Origin of the sequence: Micromonospora sp. NPDC049275, assembly GCF_043197115.1 — a bacterium.
Lineage (GTDB): Bacteria > Actinomycetota > Actinomycetes > Mycobacteriales > Micromonosporaceae > Micromonospora.
Genome location: NZ_JBICSN010000003.1, coordinates 82,414 through 100,200, shown reverse-complemented (window position 1 = coordinate 100,200; position 17,787 = coordinate 82,414). Strand labels below are relative to the sequence as shown.

Sequence of the window (17,787 nt, the reverse complement as noted above, 5' to 3'; positions counted from 1 at the left end):
GCTGGCAGTAGGAAGACCTGTCCCGGGAGGAGGACGACGCCGTGGCGCTCGTGCGCGTGTACTGCGGTCTGGCCTCGGCGGATCCGGCTGACCGACCGGCCTCGGCCGGTTCGACGCTGACGTCCGCTGTGGTCGACGACGCAGGCCGTCTGCTGCATGTCTGCGAGATCGGCGACGACGCGGCTGGCTACGCCCAGCTCGTCGCGCTGCTCGTGGAACGCTCAGGCGGGCCGAGCGGTGCGGCCATCGCCGCCGACAGCGACGACCACACGGTCACCTCGCTGCTGAGCGCGGCGGGTCGGCCTCTGGCGATCGCCGACGACGACTCCGTGGACGACTTCGCCGAGCGGTTCGCCGACGACGACTCGCTGGAGGAGATGCAGTCGCCCCCGGCCGAGCGCCGGGCCGTCGGTCTGGCCCGCGCGTTGCAGGCCGGTGCGCTCTCCGCCGTCACGCTGCCGGCTCCCCGGGACCTCGCCGGCTACAAGCAGGTGCTCGCCGCACACGCCGCCCTGGCCAGCGGCCGGCACTCCGCCGCGGTGGCGCTGCGCGAGGTGCTGCGGGAGCTCTACCCGGCGGCGCTTCGTGCCTATCCGGACCCGGCGGGGCCGGTGTCGCTGGCCGTGCTGGACGCGCTGCCGGAGCCGGGCATGCTCGGCGGCACCATCGCCCGTGGTCGCGAGGTGTCCGTCGCCGCGGACGCCATCGCCGCGCATCTCGCGGCGGACGGGGTCGCCGACGCCGCAGAGATCAACGAGGCGGTCACCGCGCTGCGGGTCGCCATCTCGGAGACGCCGCGCCGCGCCGCCGTCAACCGGGCGCTCACCTCCGCCGTGGCCGAGACCGTCCGGCAGGCCGTCGCCTCCGTCCGGGCCTGCGACGCCGGCTGCGAGGCCCTGGTCAGCGCGCTCGGCGCGCGGGTCAGCAACCCCGCCCCGGCTCCCGGCCGCCGGGCCGCCGCCCGTCGTGGCGAATCGGTGAGCGACCTGACCGGCCTCGCCGGCACCAGCGCCGGCCTGCGGTCGCTCCGACCGACCCCGGTCACCGCCGAGCCCACGCCCGTCACCGGCCGACGCAGCCGGCCCGAGCCGGCACCGGGCAGCGCCCCGCTGGCCTCGCCGCGTCCGCTCGGGCCGCCACCGGTCGCCCCCGCTCCGGTCACCCCACCGCCGGTCGCGCCCGCGCCGATCGCACCGGCAGCGGTCGCCGGCCCGCCGGTGTCCGCACCGCCCGGGCGTGCCGAACCGACCCCGAGCCGGATCGACGGCCCGACCAACCGACCGGTCTCGTCGCCGCCGCCCCCGCCTCCGGGGATCACCCCCATCGCGCCGGCGCAGCGCGGCGCCGTGCCGCCGGCCGAGGCGGGCGAGCCGTTCCGGCCGACCCTGACCACGGCCGCGATCAACCACGCGCGGGCCGAACGGCAGCGTACGGTCATTCCGCCCCGCCCGAAGACCAACGGCGAGCGGCAGAGCCACGTGCAGCGGTCGGTCGAGGAGCCGCCCACCGGCGGGTTCAGCGCCACCGACCTCAGCATCCCGGTGCCCACTCCCCGGCCGGGCCAGGAGTCGGCGCCCCCGGGCTCCCGGGCGAACTGGCCCCTGGTCAACAACCCGGAGGACCCGGCCGACAGCTCGCCGAACAACCCGGTCGCCTACCCGTACGGCGGCGGCCGCGTCGACGCCCCGACGGATCCGGGCCGGGCCGACGGTCGGGTCACGCCGCCCTGGCTGGCCGACGACCTGCCCCAGGAGCCGCCCATGCTGCGGCTGGTCGAGCCGCCGCCGCTGGCGGACCGGGCACTGCGGGAAGGCCTCAACCCGCCCGCTGGCGATCCCCGCCTGGACACGCCGCCGCTGCGACTCGTCGACCGGGAGCAGGCCGCTCGCAACAACCGTCAGGCGCCCCGCGTCGAGCGGACCGCCGAGCACCGACCGCCTCCTCCGGTCGAGCACCGTCCACCCCCGATGGAGCACCGTCCGCCGCCGATGGAGCACCGTCCGCCGCCGATGGAGCACCGGCCGCCGCCGGTGGCCGACGAGGGCGACGGTGATCTGCTGATCTTCGCGCAGGCCAAGTCGGCGTGGTTCGTCGGGCACACCGAGGAAGAGTCCGACCTGGACTGGTCGACCACTGCCGACACCGGGTGGCAGGCAGCCGAGCAGGCAGCCCGTCCCGCGGTGGGCGCCGAGACCAACGCCGGGCTGCCGAAGCGCGTCCCCCAGGCCAACCTGGTTCCTGGTTCCCCGCTGCGCGAGGAGCGCCCGTTGCGCATAGTGCGTGACGCGGCGAGCCTCGCGGAGAACACCACCGGCTACTTCCGCGGCTGGCGTCGCGGGCAGGAGATCGGCGGGTTCGCGGTGGGCGGCCGGCCGGGTCGGGAGGCCGCCGGTGGCTGGGACTTCAGCCGCGACCACGGGGACCGCGACGACGACCGGGAGTACGAGTACCGCTCCGCCGGCTACCAGTCCTGAGCGTCGCTCTCACGTACGCGTTCCTTCCGCCCTCAGCCGTACACCGGCTGGGGGCGGACGTGCGTTCAGGAGCCAGCAGAACGGGCACGGCGCGTGTACCGGCCACCGGTCCGGCACCAACGCAAGAGTTCCTGGAAGGAACCCGCCCTCGGAGGGGCCGATTCCTTCCAAGATCTCCAGGGCGTGTGTCGGACAGCATTCAGCGCCCGGTGGCGGCCAGAGCCACCACCGGGCGCGAGAGCGTCCCGATCAGGCCGGGGCGACGGCGCGCGTACGGCGCATGGTGAGCACGTACTCGACAAGCGAGATCAGCACGTGCTTCGTCGACTCCCGGTTACGGGCGTCGCAGGCCACCACCGGCACGTCGCTCGAGATCGCCAAGGCGTCCCGGACGTCCTGCGGGTCGTGGTACTGCATTCCGTCGAAGCAGTTGATGGCCACCAGGTACGGCAGCCGCCGGTGCTCGAAGAAGTCGATCGCCGCGAAGCAGTCGGCCAGCCGGCGGGTGTCCACCAGCACGACCGCGCCGATCGCGCCCCGCACCAGTTCGTCCCACATGAACCAGAATCGGGTCTGACCCGGCGTACCGAACAGGTACAGGATCAGGTCACGGTCGATCGAGATCCGGCCGAAGTCCATGGCCACCGTGGTCGTCGTCTTGCCCGGCACCTGCCGGGTGTCGTAGACGCCCACGCCAGCGGAGGTCATGATGGCCTCGGTGGTCAGCGGCGTGATCTCCGAGACCGAGCCGACCAGCGTCGTCTTACCGACGCCGAATCCACCGGCGATAACGATCTTCGCCGACGTCACGCGCCCACTCGGGTTCGGTGGGCGGTGCGACATGTCAGAGCCTGCGAAGTCCACTCAGCACCCTCTCCAGCAGTTCAGTGCCCACCGCGTCGTCGGAGTCGTCCAGGATGGTCGGCTCGTGGACCGCGACCAGGCCGTCCGTCGCCATGTCGGCGATGAGCACCCGGGCCACACCGAGCGGTAGCTGCATCCGCGCCGCGATCTCGGCGAGCGATTGCACGCGTCCGTCACACAGTGCGGCGATGTACTGGTGTTCGCGGCCGCCGCCGTTGCCATTGGCAGCGGCCCGACCGCGCACCGTCGTCTCGACGAGCGCCTCCAAGGCGATGTCGAGCCGGGGACGGGTTCGACCACGGGTCACGGCGTATGGACGGACCAACGCTCCGGTCGGTTCGTCACGATCGGCCATGTCGCCGCTCACCTCCTTCGCACCCCGTACCGGCTCCCACCGGTGGAACTCGTCGTTCTTGTCGTTTCAGTTGCGCCGACCGCACGATCGGCGAGGCGTCAGCCCAGCATGCCCGCGGCCGCACGCGGCTGCGGGGTCAGGGCGTCGCCCACCCGGTCGACCAGGAGCGCCATCTCGTAACCAACCTGCCCGACGTCGGAGCTGCGGGCCGCCAGCACGGCGAAGGACGAACCGTCCGAGATGGACATCAGGAACAGGAAGCCATTGTCCATCTCCACGACGGTCTGAAGCACCGCGCCTCCCTCGAAGCAGCGGGCTGCCCCCTGGGTCAGGCTGACCAGACCGGACGCGATCGCGGCGAGCTGGTCGGCCCGGTCCCGCGGCAGATCCCGTGACGACGCGAGGAGCAGGCCGTCCGCCGAGACGGCGACCGCATGTGCGACACCGGGCACCCGGTCGGCGAAGTTGGCCAGCAGCCAACCAAGATCCTGCGTAGTTGTCATCCTTCTTGCTCCTTCTGCCCGCTCCCGGCCGCTGAGCCTGAGCCAGACTGCGAGGATTGCTGCCCTCCCGGAGTCGCCTCCGGGCTGGTCGGGTTGTCCGAGGTGCTACGCCCTCGCTGCACGCCCCGGTGGTAGGCGGAGAGCAGGCCACGGACCGCCTCCGGGGACCGCCGCTGGACCGAGGTGGCGGGCTTCTCCACCGCCCCCGGCACCAGCTGCGCCATCGGCTTGCGCTTCGGCAGACCGGTCGTGGTGGTCTCGTTCACCGGCACGGCGGTGGCCGCTGCGGAGGCGGCACGCCAGCCGTCGTCGGCGGCGGTCTGCCAGCCGTTGGTCTGCGATTGGGGCCGGCGGTTCGGCAGGCTCTCGGCGAGGCCAGGGGTTGTGCCCCCGTTCGCTGTCGACCCGTTGTCCCGCGGCGCTCCTCCGGCCGTCGGAGTGTCTGCCATCGGCGTGTTACCTGTCGTCCCGGGTGATGTCTTGTGGACTGCCCGACCGGTGGCCTCGACCGTCGCGAACTGCTGCGTCGCGTCACCCCCACCGCCGTTCGCCGCCGGCTTGTCGGCGGCTGCGGCCTCGTCCGAACCCGGACGGCGGGTACGGAACCAGGCGGACTCGAGCTCCCGGAAGATCGGCAGCTCCATGGTCTCGTCCGCGTACCGCTGGCGGTTCTGGGCCTGCGGCTGCTGCGGTGCCGGGCGGGTCTGCGCCGGCGGCGGCGACGCCTGGGCCTGCGGGGCTCGGGCCTGCGGGGCCTGGGCCTGCGGGGCTCGGGCCTGCGGAGCCTGGGGCGCCGGCGGCTGGGCCGCGGTGCTCGGCTGGTCGCCGGGGCGCGGTATCCGGGGCAGCTCCGTCGTCATGTCCAGGGCGGCGGCGAGCCGCTCGGGCACCGGCGGGGTCTGCGTGTCCCGCTCGCCGCCGGGCACCGGCGGCCAGGCCGGCGGTGCCGGGGCGCTGGGCGCCGGGGCGGGCGGGGCGGACCGGGGCGTGAAGCCGCTGAACGACTGGCCGGACGCCGGCGGCGCCGAGTACGGCTGACCGGACGCCGGCGGCGCCGAGTACGGCTGACCGGACGCCGGGGAGGCCGAGACCGGCGACGCGGACACCGGCGGACCGCCGTACGGCTGACCGGACGCCGGAGCGGCGGACACCGGCGGACCGCCGTACGGTGCACCCGAGTACGGCTGGCCGGAGTACGGCTGGCCGGAGTACGGCTGGCCGGACGCCGGCGAGGCGGAGACCGGCGCACCGGAGTACGGCTGCGCCGAGACCGGCGGCGCGGAATACGGGTGCGCCTCCGGGCTGCTGGGCAACTGCCGGGGGATGGTCGGCTGCTGGCCGGTGGTCGTCGGCTCGTCGCCGGCCCGGCGCTGCGGCAGCGGGTCGATGGACTGGCCGTTTGCCGTTCGAGGCGTGAACCCGTCGCCGCCGTTGACTCCGTTGCTGGCGCTCGCGCCGGTCAGGTCCGACCAGGCGGGCATCGAACGGTACGCACCGGTGTTGGCCGGCGTGCCGGCGCCGTTGCGCGACGCCGGGTCGAACGGCCGGCCGCCCAGGGTGACCTGGTTGCCGGACTCGCCGGGGCGGGGGCCGTTGCCCAGCGCGGGCAGCGCGCCGAGAACCGGCGCGGGACCACCGTGCTGCGGGCTGGCCGCGGGCAGGGCCGGCGGCTGCTGCACCCGGCCGGAGAGCGCCCGGGGCACCAGCACCGAGGTGGGCAGGGTCACGTCGGCGACCGTGCCGCGGTCCGCGCCGGGGCGCAGCTCGACACGGACGCCGTGCCGCGACGCCAGGCGGGCGACCACGACCAGGCCCATCATCCGGGAGACGGCCACGTCCACCTGCGGCGGCGTCGCGAGCTTGTCGTTCAGCTCGTGCAGCTGCTCGCGGCTGATGCCGATGCCGCGGTCCTCCACGTAGAGCGAGGCGCGGTCACCGACCCGGCGGGCCTCGACCATGACCTGCGAGTCCGGAGGGGAGAACGCGGTGGCGTTGTCGAACAGCTCGGCGACGAGGTGCACCAGGTCGTTGACCGCGTGCGCGGCGACCTCGATGTCCCTGTCGATGACCCCGAACTCGATGCGGGTGTAGTGCTCGACCTCGGACTGCGCGGCGCGCAGCACGTCGATGAGCGCGGCCGGCTCGCGCTGCACGCGGGTGGAGTCGGCGCCCGCGAGGACGAGCAGGTTCTCGTCGTTGCGGCGCATCCGGGTGGCCAGGTGGTCGAGCTGGAACAGCTCGGCCAGCCGGTCCGGGTCCTCCTCGCCGCGCTCCAACCGGTCGAGGTGCCCGATGAGGCGGTCGACCAGGATCTGCGAACGGCGGGCCAGGTTGACGAACATGGTCGCGACGGAGGCACGCAGGGCAGCCTGCTCGGCGGCCGTCCGGACGGCTTCCAGGTGGACGGCGTTGAACGCCTCGGTCACCTGGCCGAACTCGTCCTTGCTGCGGACCGGCAACGGCTCGGCGATCTGGTTGGCCAACTGCACGGGCGAGAGCTGCCCGACGACCTGCGGGTCACGGAGTCGGGCGACCGCCTGCGGCAGCCCGTACTGGGCGATGGAGAGGGCACCCTGGCGCAGTTCACGCAGGGAGCGGGCCATCGAGCGGGCGACCAGGTACGCGAAGAGGATGGCCAGCAGCAGCATGCTGAGCAGCAGGCCGGTCTCCAGGAAAACCTGGCGCTGGACGTCCGAGCGTAGGTTGTCGGCCTCGGCGACCACGTCGCCGTCGAGCTTCGTCTCCACGGCGCGGATCAGCTTGGCGTTGGCCGTCATGGCCGCGTCCCACTGGTCGGGGCCGAACGGGGCGTTACGCATGTCGCCGGTGGTGTTGCCGTCGATCCAGCCGGTGTAGTTCTGCGCCTCGCGGCGGTCACCGCCGGCGACCGTCTGGTCGTGGAACTTCGCCTCGTCCGGGCTGGCGACGGCCTTGAAGCTCTGCAGCGCCTGCTGCTGGCCGGTGCCGCTGGCGATGTAGTCGGTGCGCAGCGCCGGGGTCAGCCGCTTGCCGCCCTGCACGCCGAGCGCGCGGTGGACGACGACTCGACGGACGGCGAGGAACTCCTTCTCGCGGGCGACCGCCGCGGCGGCGCGCATCCGGTCGCTCAGGTCGTTGTTGCCGGCGAGCTGGGTGGCCGAGTCACGGATGGCGAGCAGGTCGTTGATGAGACCCTCGTACGCCTGGATGGCCTCGGCGAGCTTGAGCTTGCCGTTGAACACCTGACTGCGGACGCCCGGCAGCTCCTGCAGGTTCTGGTCGATGCTGTCGAGCAGGGTCTCGAGGCTGCCCGGCAGGTCCTCGACGTCGCTGCGCTGCTGCCGGTAGGGGCCCGTCTCCTGGTCCACCCGGGAGTTCACCCGGTTGTAGGCCTCCTGGTACTGCGCCTTCGGCTGCGTCCCGGTCGCCTGCAGCAGCAGTACGGCGGTGGTCCGCTCGTCCTGCAGCGTGTCGACCAGGTCGCCCGAGTAGCTCGACAGGTTGGCCAGGTCGCCGGCTCGGTTGGCATTGTTGAGCGTCTCCAGGTGGTCGACGAGACCACTGGTGCCCACGACGACCGTGGCGATGGTCGGCACGATCATGATGAGACCGAGCTTGGACCAGATCGGCATGTCCCGGAGCCGGCTGGCCGGCCGGCGCAGCCGCGACAGGAAGGAGCCCGCCGTCTTTGGCCGTTTGCTCACGTCACCGCCCTCGCGATTACAGCTTGAACGCGTTGCCCCGGGCAACGCCCAGCGACCGACCCGGCGGGTCGGACCCCCGAGATTCCATCACGCCGGTCGACAAGAAGAAAGCCCAGGTTGTCACCGGCTCGGAGTGTGATGAGATGTTGATGCGATTTGATAGCAGTCCGTCTGGCCGGAGTAACTGAAGGTAATGGAACATCCCCACCGCGTTGTCCTGCTCGCCGGCCCCTCAGGCTCCGGAAAGTCGTACATAGCGCAGCAAACCGGCTTGCCGGTGCTGTGTTTGGACGACTTCTACAAAGACGGCGATGACCCTACGTTGCCGCGACGAAACGGCCAGGTCGATTGGGAGTCGCCGCTGTCCTGGGACGCTCTGACCGCCGTCGAAACGATTGCTCGACTTGCCCGCGAGGGCCGTGCCGATGTGCCGGTTTATGCGATCGGCGCGGATCGACGGGTGGCCACCCGGCCATTTGATGTCGACGGATCGCCACTTTTCGTGGCCGAAGGGATTTTCGCCGCCGAGATCGTCGAGGAGTGCCGCAGCCGTGGCCTGCTCGCGGGGGCGTACGCGCTGCGCCGCCCGCGCGGGGCGACCTTCCTGCGCCGGCTGGCCCGCGACCTGGCCGAGCAGCGCAAGGCCCCCCGGGTGCTGGTCCGGCGTGGCGTGGCCCTGCTGCGGGCGGAGCCGGCGGTGCTGCGCCGGCAGACCGGGCTGGGCGCCGAGGCCGCCCGAGCCCGCGAGGTGCTGCGCCGGGTGGCCGGCCTGCTCGCCGGCCACCCGCACGGCTGACCTCAGGCCAGCAACTTCGCGTACGCCGGCTTGATCACCTCGTCGATGATCCGCAGTCGCTCGTCGAACGGGATGAAGGCGCTCTTCATCGCGTTGATGGTGAACCACTGCAACTCGCGCCAGCCGTAGCCGAACGTCTCCACCAGCAGCGACATCTCCCGGGACATGGAGGTGCCGCTCATCAGCCGGTTGTCGGTGTTGACGGTGGCCCGGAACCGCAGGTCGCGCAGGAGCCCGATCGGATGGTCGGCGATCGAGGCCACCGCGCCGGTCTGCACGTTCGACGAGGGGCACAGCTCCAGCGGGATCCGCTTGTCCCGCACGTACGCGGCCAGTCGGCCGAGCGCGCCGTCGGGGGCGATGTCGTCAACGATGCGTACGCCGTGGCCGAGCCGGTCCGCGCCACACCACTGGATCGCCTGCCAGATCGACGGCAGACCGAACGCCTCACCGGCGTGGATGGTGAAGTGGAAGTTCTCCCGCTGGAGGTATTCGAAGGCGTCCAGGTGACGGGTGGGCGGGAAGCCCGCCTCCGCGCCTGCGATGTCGAAGCCGACCACCCCGGCGTCGCGGTGCCGCACGGCCAGCTCGGCGATCTCCTGCGAGCGCGCCGCGTGCCGCATGGCGGTGAGCAGGGTGCCCACCCGGATGGTCAGGCCGGCCTCGACTGCCTGGGCGGTGCCCTCGGCGAACCCGGCCAGCACGGCCTCGACCACCTCGTCGAGGCTCAGGTCCCGTTCCAGGTGCTGCTCGGGAGCGAAACGCACCTCGGCGTAGACCACTCCGTCGGCGGCCAGGTCCAGCGCGCACTCGCGCGCCACCCGGCGCAGCGCCGGCGGAGTCTGCATGACCGCCACGGTGTGCGCGAACGTCTCCAGGTACCGCTCCAGCGACCCGGAGTCGGCGGCTTCGACGAACCAGCGTCCGAGCGCCTCCGGGTCGGTGGTGGGCAGTTCGTGGCCCACCTCGGCGGCCAGCTCGACGATCGTCGCCGGCCGCAGCCCGCCGTCGAGGTGGTCGTGCAGCAGCGCCTTCGGGACCTTGACGATGTCCTCGTACCGGATAGTTGCGACCATGCTCAGACCCTAGTCAGCGGCCTGGGCCGACCGGTACGGGACCGGCCGGGAGTCACGGCCGCCAGCCGTACACCCTGTGCACGTCGAGGCGGATCACGAGCCGCCCGTCGGCAACCATGGCGGCGCGGTAGTCCGCCCAGTCCGGGTGGTCACCGCGAATCCGGCGGTAGACCTCGACGAGTTCCTCGACCGTGTCGTCGGTGGTGGCCACGGCCGGGTCGGTGAGCGTCACGGTTCCCTCCACGACCGCGTACGCGCCGCCGTCGGGCGTGGTCACGTGAAAGCTGGCCCGGGGATCTCGGCGCAGGTTGCGCACCTTCGCCCGGTCACCGGTTGTGGAGCAGCGGATCAGCCCCGGCTCGGCCAGGTAGTCGAGGTTGGACAGCTGGGGCCGCCCGTCCCGACGCAGGGTGACGAGCACCCCGCGCCCCCGCTTACCGAACAGCTCCCACAGTCGGTCACTCACGGCGGCACCCGCGAGGCGGCGGCTGTCCGGATCGTCCGGGAGGATTGTTGACATGTCATCGAAACTAGAGGCAGATCGATGACATGTCAACGAAAGCACTAGACTCGACGTATGGACGCGGCCCGGTGGTTGGACGAACGGGAGGAGCGCGCCTGGCGCGGCTACCGCCGGATGCGTCGACTGCTCGACCTGGAGCTGGCCCGGGAGCTGACCCAGGACGCCGGCCTCTCCGAGCCGGACTACGACGTGCTGTCCGACCTGTCCGAGACACCCCGGGGGCGTCTGCGCCTCAGCGAGCTGGCGGACAGGATGCTGTGGTCACGTAGCCGCCTCTCCCACCACCTGAGCCGGATGCAGCAGCGCGGCCTGGTGACCCGCGAGGAGTGCGCCGACGATGCCCGCGGCTCGATCGTCGTGCTCACCCCGGCGGGCCGGCGGGCCATCGAGTCCGCCGCCCCCGGTCACGTGGCCGCCGTCCGACGGCACCTGATCGACCTGCTCACTCCGTCAGAGGTCGACGCCCTCGGCGCGCTCACCCACCGGGTGGTCGAGCACCTCGCCGATCCGGGCCTCCGGGCGTCCCGGCCGCAGCCCGCAGCGGAGGCCTGACGTGGATGCCCGCATCCTCGACCGGCTGCGCTGCCCGGTCTGCGGTGACCCACTGGGGCAGGCCACCGACACGAGGGCGCTGCGCTGCCCGCGCCGGCACAGCTTCGACGTCGCCCGCCAGGGCTACGTCAACCTGCTCACCGGTCGAGCCCCGCACGTCGGTGACACCGCCGAGATGGTGGCCGCCCGGGCGGACTTCCTCGCCGCCGGGCACTACGACGTCATCTCGGACGCACTGGCCGAGGCCGCGGCGCAGGCGGTGGCGGGCTTTGACGCGTACCCCCTGGTGGTGGATGCCGGCGCCGGCACCGGCCGCTACCTCGGCGCGGTGCTGGCGGCACTGCCGGACGCCGTGGGTCTGGCCCTGGACGTGTCCAAGCCGGCGCTGCGCCGCGCGGCCCGCGCCCATCCTCGGGCCGCCGCCGCGCTCGCCGACACCTGGCAGCGACTGCCCCTCGCGGACGCCTCGACCGCAGTGCTGCTGAACGTCTTCGCCCCGCGCAACGGCGCGGAGTTCCACCGGGTGCTCGACCCGGCGGGCACGCTGCTCGTGGTGACGCCCGCCGCCGACCATCTCACCGAACTGGTGGACGCCCTCGACCTGCTGCGGGTGGACCCGGACAAGGCCGACCGGGTGGCCGCCAGCTTCGGCGGGCACTTCACGCCTGTCGGCTCGACCGTGCACCGCGCGGAGCTGGCCCTGACCCGGCCGGAGGTCGCCACGCTGGTCGGGATGGGCCCGAGTGCCTGGCACACCGACCCGAGCGCCCTCGCCGAACGGCTGGCCGCGCTGCCCGAGCCGATCCGGGTGCGCGTGGCGGTCCAGCTGGACGCCTACCGACCGCGCTGAGGCTCAGGTGGACAGGTCGACCTCTTCCCAGCCCGGCGGCTCGTCGTGGTACGGCCCGCGCAGGATCACCGCCCACTCCAGCGCCCACCGCCGCTGCCCGATCGCGTTCGCGTCGACCAGGCCCGGCGCCCGCCGGCCGCCGCGCTCGGTCTCCAGGTAGGCCCAGTCCAGGCAGTAGTGCAGATCGAGCAGGGCCGCCGCGTCGGCCGGGTGCTGCGGCGCGGCGAGGATCCGGGACTGCCAGCGCGGAAAGGTCTCCCCCTCGGCGATGTGCGGCAGCCGCTCGACCAGCCGCTCGTCCACCGCCAGGGTGGGATCGAGCTGTTTGCTCAGCCCCAGCACCCAGGCCAGCGCGAAGAGCGCGTCGTGGTGCAGCACGAACGACCGGTGGTCGCCCTTGCCGCCCATCACGAACTGCCACTCCGGCGGGGTGACCATCTCGACCAGGTGCGAGCCGAGCAGCCAGCTCATCGCCGCCTGCGGGGGCATCCCGAAGCACCGGGCCAGGATGAGGTGCAGCACGGCGATCCGCGCCTCGATCTCCGCCCGGGGGCGCAGCTCGATCGCGTCACCCGGCTCCCACACGAGCGGGAACTGGGCCGGTGGCAGCGGAAGCCCGAGCCGGGACAGCTCGTCCAGGCTCGCCTCGCGCACCTCGCGCGGGTCGGGGGCAGGTACGGTCACGGGGCAACTTCCTGTCTGCTCGCGACGGCTCAAGGCCGGCGGTTCCCCCTTGGCCTGCGAGAATAGCGCTCCAAGGTGATGAGCACCACGCCGCCCCGACCCCCGCCCCGGTCAGCCGATCCGCTCGATGACCAGCGGCGTCGCGGTTGGCGCGGTCGGTGCAATGTGCACCGCGCGACTTGCCTCCGCCAGGGCAGCCGGAATCCGCGACGGGTCCTCGGCGCGCAGCTCGTAGAGGGCGTCACCGGCCCGCACCGGATCGCCCGGCCGCTTGTGCAACACCACCCCGGCCGGCGCGCTCACCGGGTCCTCCTTGCGGGCCCGACCCGCGCCGAGCCGCCAGGCGGCAACCCCCATGGCGTACGCGTCGACGGCCGCGACGTACCCGTCCTGCTCGGCGCGGACCACCTCCACCTCCGGCGCGGTGGGCATCTGCGCGTCCGTGTCGCCGCCCTGCGCGCGGATCATCGCCCGCCAGGAGTCCATCGCCCGGCCGTCGCGCAGGGCCGCCTCGGGGTCGGCGTCCGGCAGGCCGGCGGCGTCGAGCATCTCCCGGGCCAGGGCGAGCGTCAGCTCCACCACGTCGGCCGGCCCGCCCCCGGCCAGCACCTCGACCGACTCGCTCACCTCGACCGCGTTGCCGATGGCCAGGCCGAGCGGGGTGGACATGTCGGTGAGCAGGGCGACCGTCCGCACGCCGTGCGCGCCGCCCAGCTCGACCATCGTGCGGGCCAGCTCGCGGGCCTGGTCGACGGACTTCATGAACGCGCCCGAGCCGACCTTGACGTCGAGGACCAGCGCGCCGGTGCCCTCGGCGATCTTCTTGCTCATGATCGAGCTTGCGATCAGCGGGATCGCCTCCACGGTGCCTGTCACGTCGCGCAACGCGTACAGCTTGCGGTCGGCGGGGGCGAGGCCGGCGCCTGCCGCGCAGATCACCGCGCCGACGTCACCGAGCTGGGCGATGAACTCGTCGTTGCGCAGCGCGGCCCGCCAACCCGGGATGGACTCCAGCTTGTCCAGCGTGCCGCCGGTGTGCCCGAGACCGCGCCCGCTGAGCTGCGGAACGGCGGCGCCGCACGCGGCCACCAGCGGCGTGAGCGGCAGGGTGATCTTGTCGCCGACACCGCCGGTGGAGTGCTTGTCGACGGTCGGGCGGCGTACCGCCGAGAGGTCCAGCCGCTCCCCGCTGGCGATCATCGCGGCGGTCCACCGGGCGATCTCCGGCCCGGTCATGCCGTTGAGCAGGATCGCCATGGCCAGCGCCGACATCTGCTCGTCGGCGACGACCCCCCGGGTGTACGCGTCCATCACCCAGTCGATCTGCGCGTCGGACAGCACACCCCCGTCCCGCTTGACCCGAATAACGTCAACAGCAGCAAACCCGCTCATTAAAGATCTTCCTAGTCGATTGCAGATCCCGACCCACGGACCGCACGCGCCGCGGGATGGGGCCGACCGTGCCCGGCGGAGGGATCAAGCCTGACCGCCCGGAGCCGGGCACGGTCGGCCCCCGCCCCCAACCTCAACCCCAACGAACCGGGATCTCCAATGGCGGCTCCCCCTCGCCAGCCCAGAAGATCGTGCCGGTCGCGTCGACCACCACCACACGCGGTGTGCGGGCCAGGCCCCAGGTGATCGCCTCGGCCGGGTCGTTCCAGCTCGGGGCCTCCTCCAGCACACCGGTCTCGGCGCCCGCGTCGTCCCCGGCCGACCGCTCCCAGTACGCCGTCCAGACCTGCTGCCCCGCCGACATGTCCGGATGCACGAAGACCGTGCCCCGGCCACGCCACGCGGCCAGCCGCTCCGGGACCACAGGCAACGGCGTCTCGCCGGTCACCGCCTCCAGGTCCTCCACACCGAAGGCGTGTGGCAGCAGCTCCGCCATGCGCAGCGGGCGGGTCTTCGTCTCGATCAGGCACTCCGGGCCGCCGTTCTCCCAGAGCAACTGCCGGCACCGGCCGCACGGCATCAGCGGCTCACCTGTGGCGTCGACGCAGGAGAGCGCGACGAGGCGACCGCCACCGGTGGCGTGCAGGCTGGACACCACTCCGCACTCGGCGCAGAGCGTCACCCCGTAGGCGGCGTTCTCCACGTTGCAGCCGACCACCACGCGTCCGTCGTCGACAAGCGCGGCCGCGCCGACCGGGAACGTCGAGTACGGCGCGTACGCGTTCCGCATCGCCTCGGTGGCGGCGGCCCGCAAGCGCGCCCAGTCAATGTCGGTCATGCCGCCATTCTGCCGAAGTAGCCCAGGTCAGAAGCGAGCAGGGCCGTCTCCCCGGCCCCGGTTGCCAAGGGCCCGGAAGGGTGCACGGTGATCACGTGATGAGAAGTAGGTCAGGAGCAGCCCCGGGGACCTATTTTTCATCACGTGATCGAGGCTGGAAGGGAAGGGCTTCACCGATCATCGACGATTGGCCTGCGATATGGGCCCCAGGCCACGAAGCGGTCGAACAACTCGCGCGGGCTGGGACCCTCGTGGGGGTTCAGGTGGTAGAGGTCGCGACTCGCCTCGTAATACATGCCCGCCAGGTAAATGGTCAGGCCCTGCATGTTGTCGTCGAACTCGGCCTTGAGTCGCAGCCGGGCCTCGGCGCAGGGCCAGCGCTGGCCGTCCGCTCGGCAGAACCACATCGGGCGCAGCGGAGTGTGCGAGGGCCGCTCGCCGTACTCCCTCGGACGGTCGGGCTTGGGGCCAGCGAGGGGGGGCGGTGCCTGAGCGCTGAGGCCCATCGCTTCATCTCCTGACTGGGGTTCAGGTTCTTGGTGGTCGGCGAGTAGCCGGCGATCGGTTACCCAAAGCAATCCAGCGGCCGCACTACCGCGCCTTCACAGTCTGGTTACGACCGGACTACCTTCGATACGTGCTCACGCTGATCGAGTTGGTCGGACACGCTCAGTGAGAGCAGCCGGGTAGTGCGACGACGGTATTGAGCAGGAATGAGGGGCCATGAGCAGCGTGATCGACTACGTGGTGTCGGAGCTGCGTCTACTGCGCACTCAGCTCGCGCTGAGCCAGGAAGACTTCGGCAGGACAATCGGCTACTCGGCATCCCACGTCAGCTCCGTCGAGACTGGCGGGCGGCCACCCACGAGTGAATACGCCCTGGCCGTGGATCGTGCGCATGATCCACTCTGCCAGGACCGCAAGGGTGGCCGCTTCACACGCATGCTCAGGGAGCTGTCCAAGGTCGATCCCGAGTGGCTGCGCGAGTGGATCGAGTGGGAGCAAGAGGCCACTCTGCTGCGGTGGTACGAGCCGGCCTGGGTACCCGGCCTGCTCCAGACCGAGGCGTACGCACGAGCGACGTTGGCACACAACCTACTCAGCACCGACCAGATCGAGCAGCGTGTCGCTTCTCGCCTCGGACGCCAAGCGATCATCGCCAGCGAGCGCCTGGTCCAGTTCGTCGCAGTGATCGACGTAATGGTACTGCGAAGGCCAGTAGTTGGTCGGCCCGATGTCATGCCCGAACAACTGGCCCACCTGGCGAAGATGGGCGAGCTGCCCCACGTGCAAATACTCGTGGTGACGGAGGATGCCGGCCTCTACCCTGGCTTGCAGGGCGGATTCATCCTGGCCACCCAGGCCGACGGTTCGGTGATCGCCCATCTCGACCATCAGGCGCGAGCACAGATAGTCAACGGCGCCGATGACCTTGCTACCCTCCACGGAACGTGGGAGACGATCAGAGGTGAAGCTCTCTCCCGTAGGCAGTCACTCGAATTGATCAAGGAAGTGGCGCAGACATGGACATGACCGGTGCCCGGTGGCACACCTCGACTCGCTCCGGATCCAACGGCGGGTCATGCGTGGAGGTCGCCGACAACCTGCCCGGCGTCGTACTGGTGCGGGACACGAAGGACCGTGACGGTGGCACCCTCAGCTTCAACCCGCAGACGTGGCGATCGTTCGTCAACCTGGCCAGGCAGATCGGCCCGCTCGGCTGACGAGCCAGAGTGCAGGGGCCCTTCAGCGAAATGCTGAAGGGCCTTCTTCGTACTCGTCCTCCGCGCCGGACGACCGGAGCGGCCGCTGTGCAGGCCTTCAGCCGTACCCCGGCGAGGGTCTTGGTTGGGCGCGGACGGCGACCTGCCGCGCCATGCCCGGCGGTGAGTCCCGCCGGGCATGGCTGCGGGGTCAGCCCTTGATGTACGGCTTGCCGTCGGCGGCCGGTGCGCGGACCCGGCCGACCAGGCCGGCGACCGCGAGGATCGTCGCCAGGTAGGGCAGCATGGCCAGGAACTGACTGGGGATCGAGCTGTTGATCGCGCCCAGGTAGGTGGCGAGCTGGTCGGCGAAGCCGAAGAAGAGCGCGGCGAGCAGCGCTCCGGTCGGGTTCCACCGGCCGAAGATCAGCGCGGCCAGCGCGATGAAGCCCTTGCCGCCGATCATGTTCTTGGTGAACGAGTAGAGCGCCAGGGTGTAGGACGCGCCGCCGATGCCCGCGACCACGCCCGCCAGCAGGACGTTGCGGTAACGCACCCGCAGCACCTTGACGCCGAGCGTGTCGGCGGCGATCGGGTGTTCGCCGACCGACCTGGTGCGCAGACCCCACCGGGTGCGGAAGAGCCCGATGTGGATCACCAGCACCAGCAGCAGGCCCAGGTAGAGGAAGATGTTGCTGCGGAACAGTGCCGGCCCCAGCACCGGGATGTCCTTGAGTAGCGGAATCTCCCAGTTGCTGAACCGCGGAGCGCTGTTGTACTTCTCCGCGTCGGTCTGCATCAGCCGCTCGTAGAGGAAGCCGGTGACGCCGACCGCGAGCAGGTTCAGCACGATTCCCATGACCGTCTGGTCGACCAGGTAGCGGATCGAGAAGATCGCCAGCAGCAGCGAGATGAAAGCGCCGCCGAGGGCCGCCGCGACGAGGCCCACCCAGACGTTGCCCGAGAGGCTCCCGAACAGCGCGCCGCTGAAAGCGCCCATCAGCAGCTGCCCCTCGATGGCCACGTTGACCACGCCGGAACGCTCGCAGAGCACCCCCGCGAGCGCGCCGAAGATGAGCGGCAGCGCCAGGATGAACGTGCCCCGCACGATGTTGACCAGCGGCATGAAGTTCTGGCCCGTCGGCGCCGCGGAGACCTGCCAGCAGAGGAAGGACAGCACGAAGCCGACCAGCCCGACGCCGAGCACGGGAAGGAACCAGCGCTTCGGCACCCCGGCCAGTAGCGCCGCGCCGGCGGCGACCGCGATGATGCCGAACAGGATCGCGCCGATCGTGCCGTTGATCTCCAGCGCGGCACCGGCGGCGTTCTCGCTCAGCGTGAACCGGGCCTGCTGGTCCGTGGCGAGCGCGCCGAAGAGCACCGCCGACAGCAGACCGAGCACCAGCAGTACGAGCCCGACCTTGCGGCCACGGGTCCAGAACCCCTCGTCGACGGCGGCGACCGCGACGTCGGGGACAGCCATGGTGGACATGC

The 17,787-nt window shown here is 71.8% G+C and carries 17 protein-coding genes; 6 read left to right on the top strand and 11 right to left on the bottom strand.

Annotation, left to right across the window (positions count from 1 at the left end; all coding sequences use genetic code 11):
• Positions 1–17: 17 nt before the first annotated feature.
• The gene (locus tag ACGFIE_RS10970; RefSeq protein WP_393294615.1) at positions 18–2,474 is read left to right on the top strand and encodes a transposase; all 2,457 of its coding nucleotides are present in this window, start codon (positions 18–20) and stop codon (positions 2,472–2,474) included.
• Positions 2,475–2,723: 249 nt separating this feature from the next.
• Here ACGFIE_RS10970 and ACGFIE_RS10965 read toward each other — a convergent pair whose 3' ends face one another.
• From ACGFIE_RS10965 to ACGFIE_RS10950, 4 genes are all read right to left on the bottom strand, one after another.
• Positions 2,724–3,317, bottom strand: a complete 594-nt coding sequence (locus tag ACGFIE_RS10965) for an ATP/GTP-binding protein (RefSeq protein ID WP_357206878.1) — start codon at positions 3,315–3,317, stop codon at positions 2,724–2,726.
• A gap of 1 nt (position 3,318) precedes the next feature.
• Positions 3,319–3,693, bottom strand: coding sequence for a DUF742 domain-containing protein (locus ACGFIE_RS10960; RefSeq protein ID WP_354817333.1), 375 nt, complete (start codon positions 3,691–3,693; stop codon positions 3,319–3,321).
• Between the two features lie 98 nt (positions 3,694–3,791).
• Positions 3,792–4,196 carry a roadblock/LC7 domain-containing protein gene (locus tag ACGFIE_RS10955; protein WP_007455462.1) on the bottom strand — a complete coding sequence of 135 codons (405 nt, stop codon included), beginning with the start codon at positions 4,194–4,196 and terminating at the stop codon, positions 3,792–3,794.
• Positions 4,193–7,879, bottom strand: coding sequence for a nitrate- and nitrite sensing domain-containing protein (locus ACGFIE_RS10950; protein ID WP_393293371.1), 3,687 nt, complete (start codon positions 7,877–7,879; stop codon positions 4,193–4,195). The genes ACGFIE_RS10955 and ACGFIE_RS10950 overlap by 4 nt, the downstream gene beginning before the upstream one ends.
• A 502-nt stretch (positions 7,880–8,381) precedes the next feature.
• Between ACGFIE_RS10950 and ACGFIE_RS10945 the strand changes: the two genes are divergently transcribed.
• Positions 8,382–8,675, top strand: coding sequence for a hypothetical protein (locus tag ACGFIE_RS10945; protein WP_363678352.1), 294 nt, complete (start codon positions 8,382–8,384; stop codon positions 8,673–8,675).
• 2 nt (positions 8,676–8,677) lie between these two features.
• On the opposite strand, the gene ACGFIE_RS10940 is transcribed toward ACGFIE_RS10945, so the two are convergent.
• Both ACGFIE_RS10940 and ACGFIE_RS10935 read right to left on the bottom strand, forming a co-directional pair.
• Positions 8,678–9,751 (bottom strand): adenosine deaminase, encoded by a 1,074-nt coding sequence (locus tag ACGFIE_RS10940; RefSeq protein WP_363678350.1) that lies wholly within the window; start codon positions 9,749–9,751, stop codon positions 8,678–8,680.
• Between the two features lie 52 nt (positions 9,752–9,803).
• On the bottom strand, positions 9,804–10,271 hold the full coding sequence (locus ACGFIE_RS10935) for a PPOX class F420-dependent oxidoreductase (RefSeq protein WP_393293368.1): 468 nt from the start codon (positions 10,269–10,271) through the stop codon (positions 9,804–9,806).
• A gap of 57 nt (positions 10,272–10,328) precedes the next feature.
• Here ACGFIE_RS10935 and ACGFIE_RS10930 point away from each other — a divergent pair, with 57 nt between their 5' ends.
• Positions 10,329–10,826 (top strand): MarR family winged helix-turn-helix transcriptional regulator, encoded by a 498-nt coding sequence (locus tag ACGFIE_RS10930; protein ID WP_393293367.1) that lies wholly within the window; start codon positions 10,329–10,331, stop codon positions 10,824–10,826.
• A gap of 1 nt (position 10,827) precedes the next feature.
• Positions 10,828–11,676: a putative RNA methyltransferase gene (locus ACGFIE_RS10925; RefSeq protein ID WP_393293365.1), complete on the top strand. Its 849-nt coding sequence runs from the start codon at positions 10,828–10,830 to the stop codon at positions 11,674–11,676.
• 3 nt (positions 11,677–11,679) lie between these two features.
• Here ACGFIE_RS10925 and ACGFIE_RS10920 read toward each other — a convergent pair whose 3' ends face one another.
• The 4 genes from ACGFIE_RS10920 to ACGFIE_RS10905 form a co-directional block, all read right to left on the bottom strand.
• Positions 11,680–12,360, bottom strand: coding sequence for a DUF4272 domain-containing protein (locus tag ACGFIE_RS10920; protein ID WP_393293363.1), 681 nt, complete (start codon positions 12,358–12,360; stop codon positions 11,680–11,682).
• A 111-nt stretch (positions 12,361–12,471) separates the two neighbouring features.
• Positions 12,472–13,752, bottom strand: a complete 1,281-nt coding sequence (locus ACGFIE_RS10915; RefSeq protein ID WP_393293360.1) for a thymidine phosphorylase — start codon at positions 13,750–13,752, stop codon at positions 12,472–12,474.
• Positions 13,753–13,885: 133 nt separating this feature from the next.
• Positions 13,886–14,590 (bottom strand): cytidine deaminase, encoded by a 705-nt coding sequence (locus ACGFIE_RS10910; RefSeq protein WP_363678342.1) that lies wholly within the window; start codon positions 14,588–14,590, stop codon positions 13,886–13,888.
• A gap of 170 nt (positions 14,591–14,760) precedes the next feature.
• Entirely contained in the window at positions 14,761–15,096 is a 336-nt protein-coding gene (locus ACGFIE_RS10905) for a hypothetical protein (protein WP_393293358.1), read from the bottom strand.
• 217 nt (positions 15,097–15,313) lie between these two features.
• Between ACGFIE_RS10905 and ACGFIE_RS10900 the strand changes: the two genes are divergently transcribed.
• Positions 15,314–16,123 carry a helix-turn-helix transcriptional regulator gene (locus ACGFIE_RS10900; RefSeq protein WP_393293355.1) on the top strand — a complete coding sequence of 270 codons (810 nt, stop codon included), beginning with the start codon at positions 15,314–15,316 and terminating at the stop codon, positions 16,121–16,123.
• On the top strand, positions 16,120–16,314 hold the full coding sequence (locus ACGFIE_RS10895; RefSeq protein WP_393294613.1) for a DUF397 domain-containing protein: 195 nt from the start codon (positions 16,120–16,122) through the stop codon (positions 16,312–16,314). The genes ACGFIE_RS10900 and ACGFIE_RS10895 overlap by 4 nt, the downstream gene beginning before the upstream one ends.
• 190 nt (positions 16,315–16,504) lie before the next feature.
• Here the strand turns inward: ACGFIE_RS10895 and ACGFIE_RS10890 are convergent, their stop codons facing one another.
• Entirely contained in the window at positions 16,505–17,785 is a 1,281-nt protein-coding gene (locus ACGFIE_RS10890; RefSeq protein WP_363678340.1) for an ABC transporter permease, read from the bottom strand.
• Between the last annotated feature and the right edge of the window lie 2 nt (positions 17,786–17,787).

Excerpts from the sequence above, each read along its gene's own strand:
- ACGFIE_RS10890 (WP_363678340.1), bottom strand. The coding sequence starts at position 17,785 with ATGTCCACCATGGCTGTCCCCGACGTCGCGGTCGCCGCCGTCGACGAG.
- ACGFIE_RS10910 (WP_363678342.1), bottom strand. The coding sequence starts at position 14,590 with ATGACCGACATTGACTGGGCGCGCTTGCGGGCCGCCGCCACCGAGGCG.
- ACGFIE_RS10900 (WP_393293355.1), top strand. The coding sequence starts at position 15,314 with ATGAGCAGCGTGATCGACTACGTGGTGTCGGAGCTGCGTCTACTGCGC.
- ACGFIE_RS10965 (WP_357206878.1), bottom strand. The coding sequence starts at position 3,317 with ATGTCGCACCGCCCACCGAACCCGAGTGGGCGCGTGACGTCGGCGAAG.
- ACGFIE_RS10930 (WP_393293367.1), top strand. The coding sequence starts at position 10,329 with ATGGACGCGGCCCGGTGGTTGGACGAACGGGAGGAGCGCGCCTGGCGC.
- ACGFIE_RS10905 (WP_393293358.1), bottom strand. The coding sequence starts at position 15,096 with ATGGGCCTCAGCGCTCAGGCACCGCCCCCCCTCGCTGGCCCCAAGCCC.
- ACGFIE_RS10960 (WP_354817333.1), bottom strand. The coding sequence starts at position 3,693 with ATGGCCGATCGTGACGAACCGACCGGAGCGTTGGTCCGTCCATACGCC.
- ACGFIE_RS10915 (WP_393293360.1), bottom strand. The coding sequence starts at position 13,752 with ATGAGCGGGTTTGCTGCTGTTGACGTTATTCGGGTCAAGCGGGACGGG.
- ACGFIE_RS10895 (WP_393294613.1), top strand. The coding sequence starts at position 16,120 with ATGACCGGTGCCCGGTGGCACACCTCGACTCGCTCCGGATCCAACGGC.
- ACGFIE_RS10935 (WP_393293368.1), bottom strand. The coding sequence starts at position 10,271 with ATGTCAACAATCCTCCCGGACGATCCGGACAGCCGCCGCCTCGCGGGT.
- ACGFIE_RS10955 (WP_007455462.1), bottom strand. The coding sequence starts at position 4,196 with ATGACAACTACGCAGGATCTTGGTTGGCTGCTGGCCAACTTCGCCGAC.
- ACGFIE_RS10940 (WP_363678350.1), bottom strand. The coding sequence starts at position 9,751 with ATGGTCGCAACTATCCGGTACGAGGACATCGTCAAGGTCCCGAAGGCG.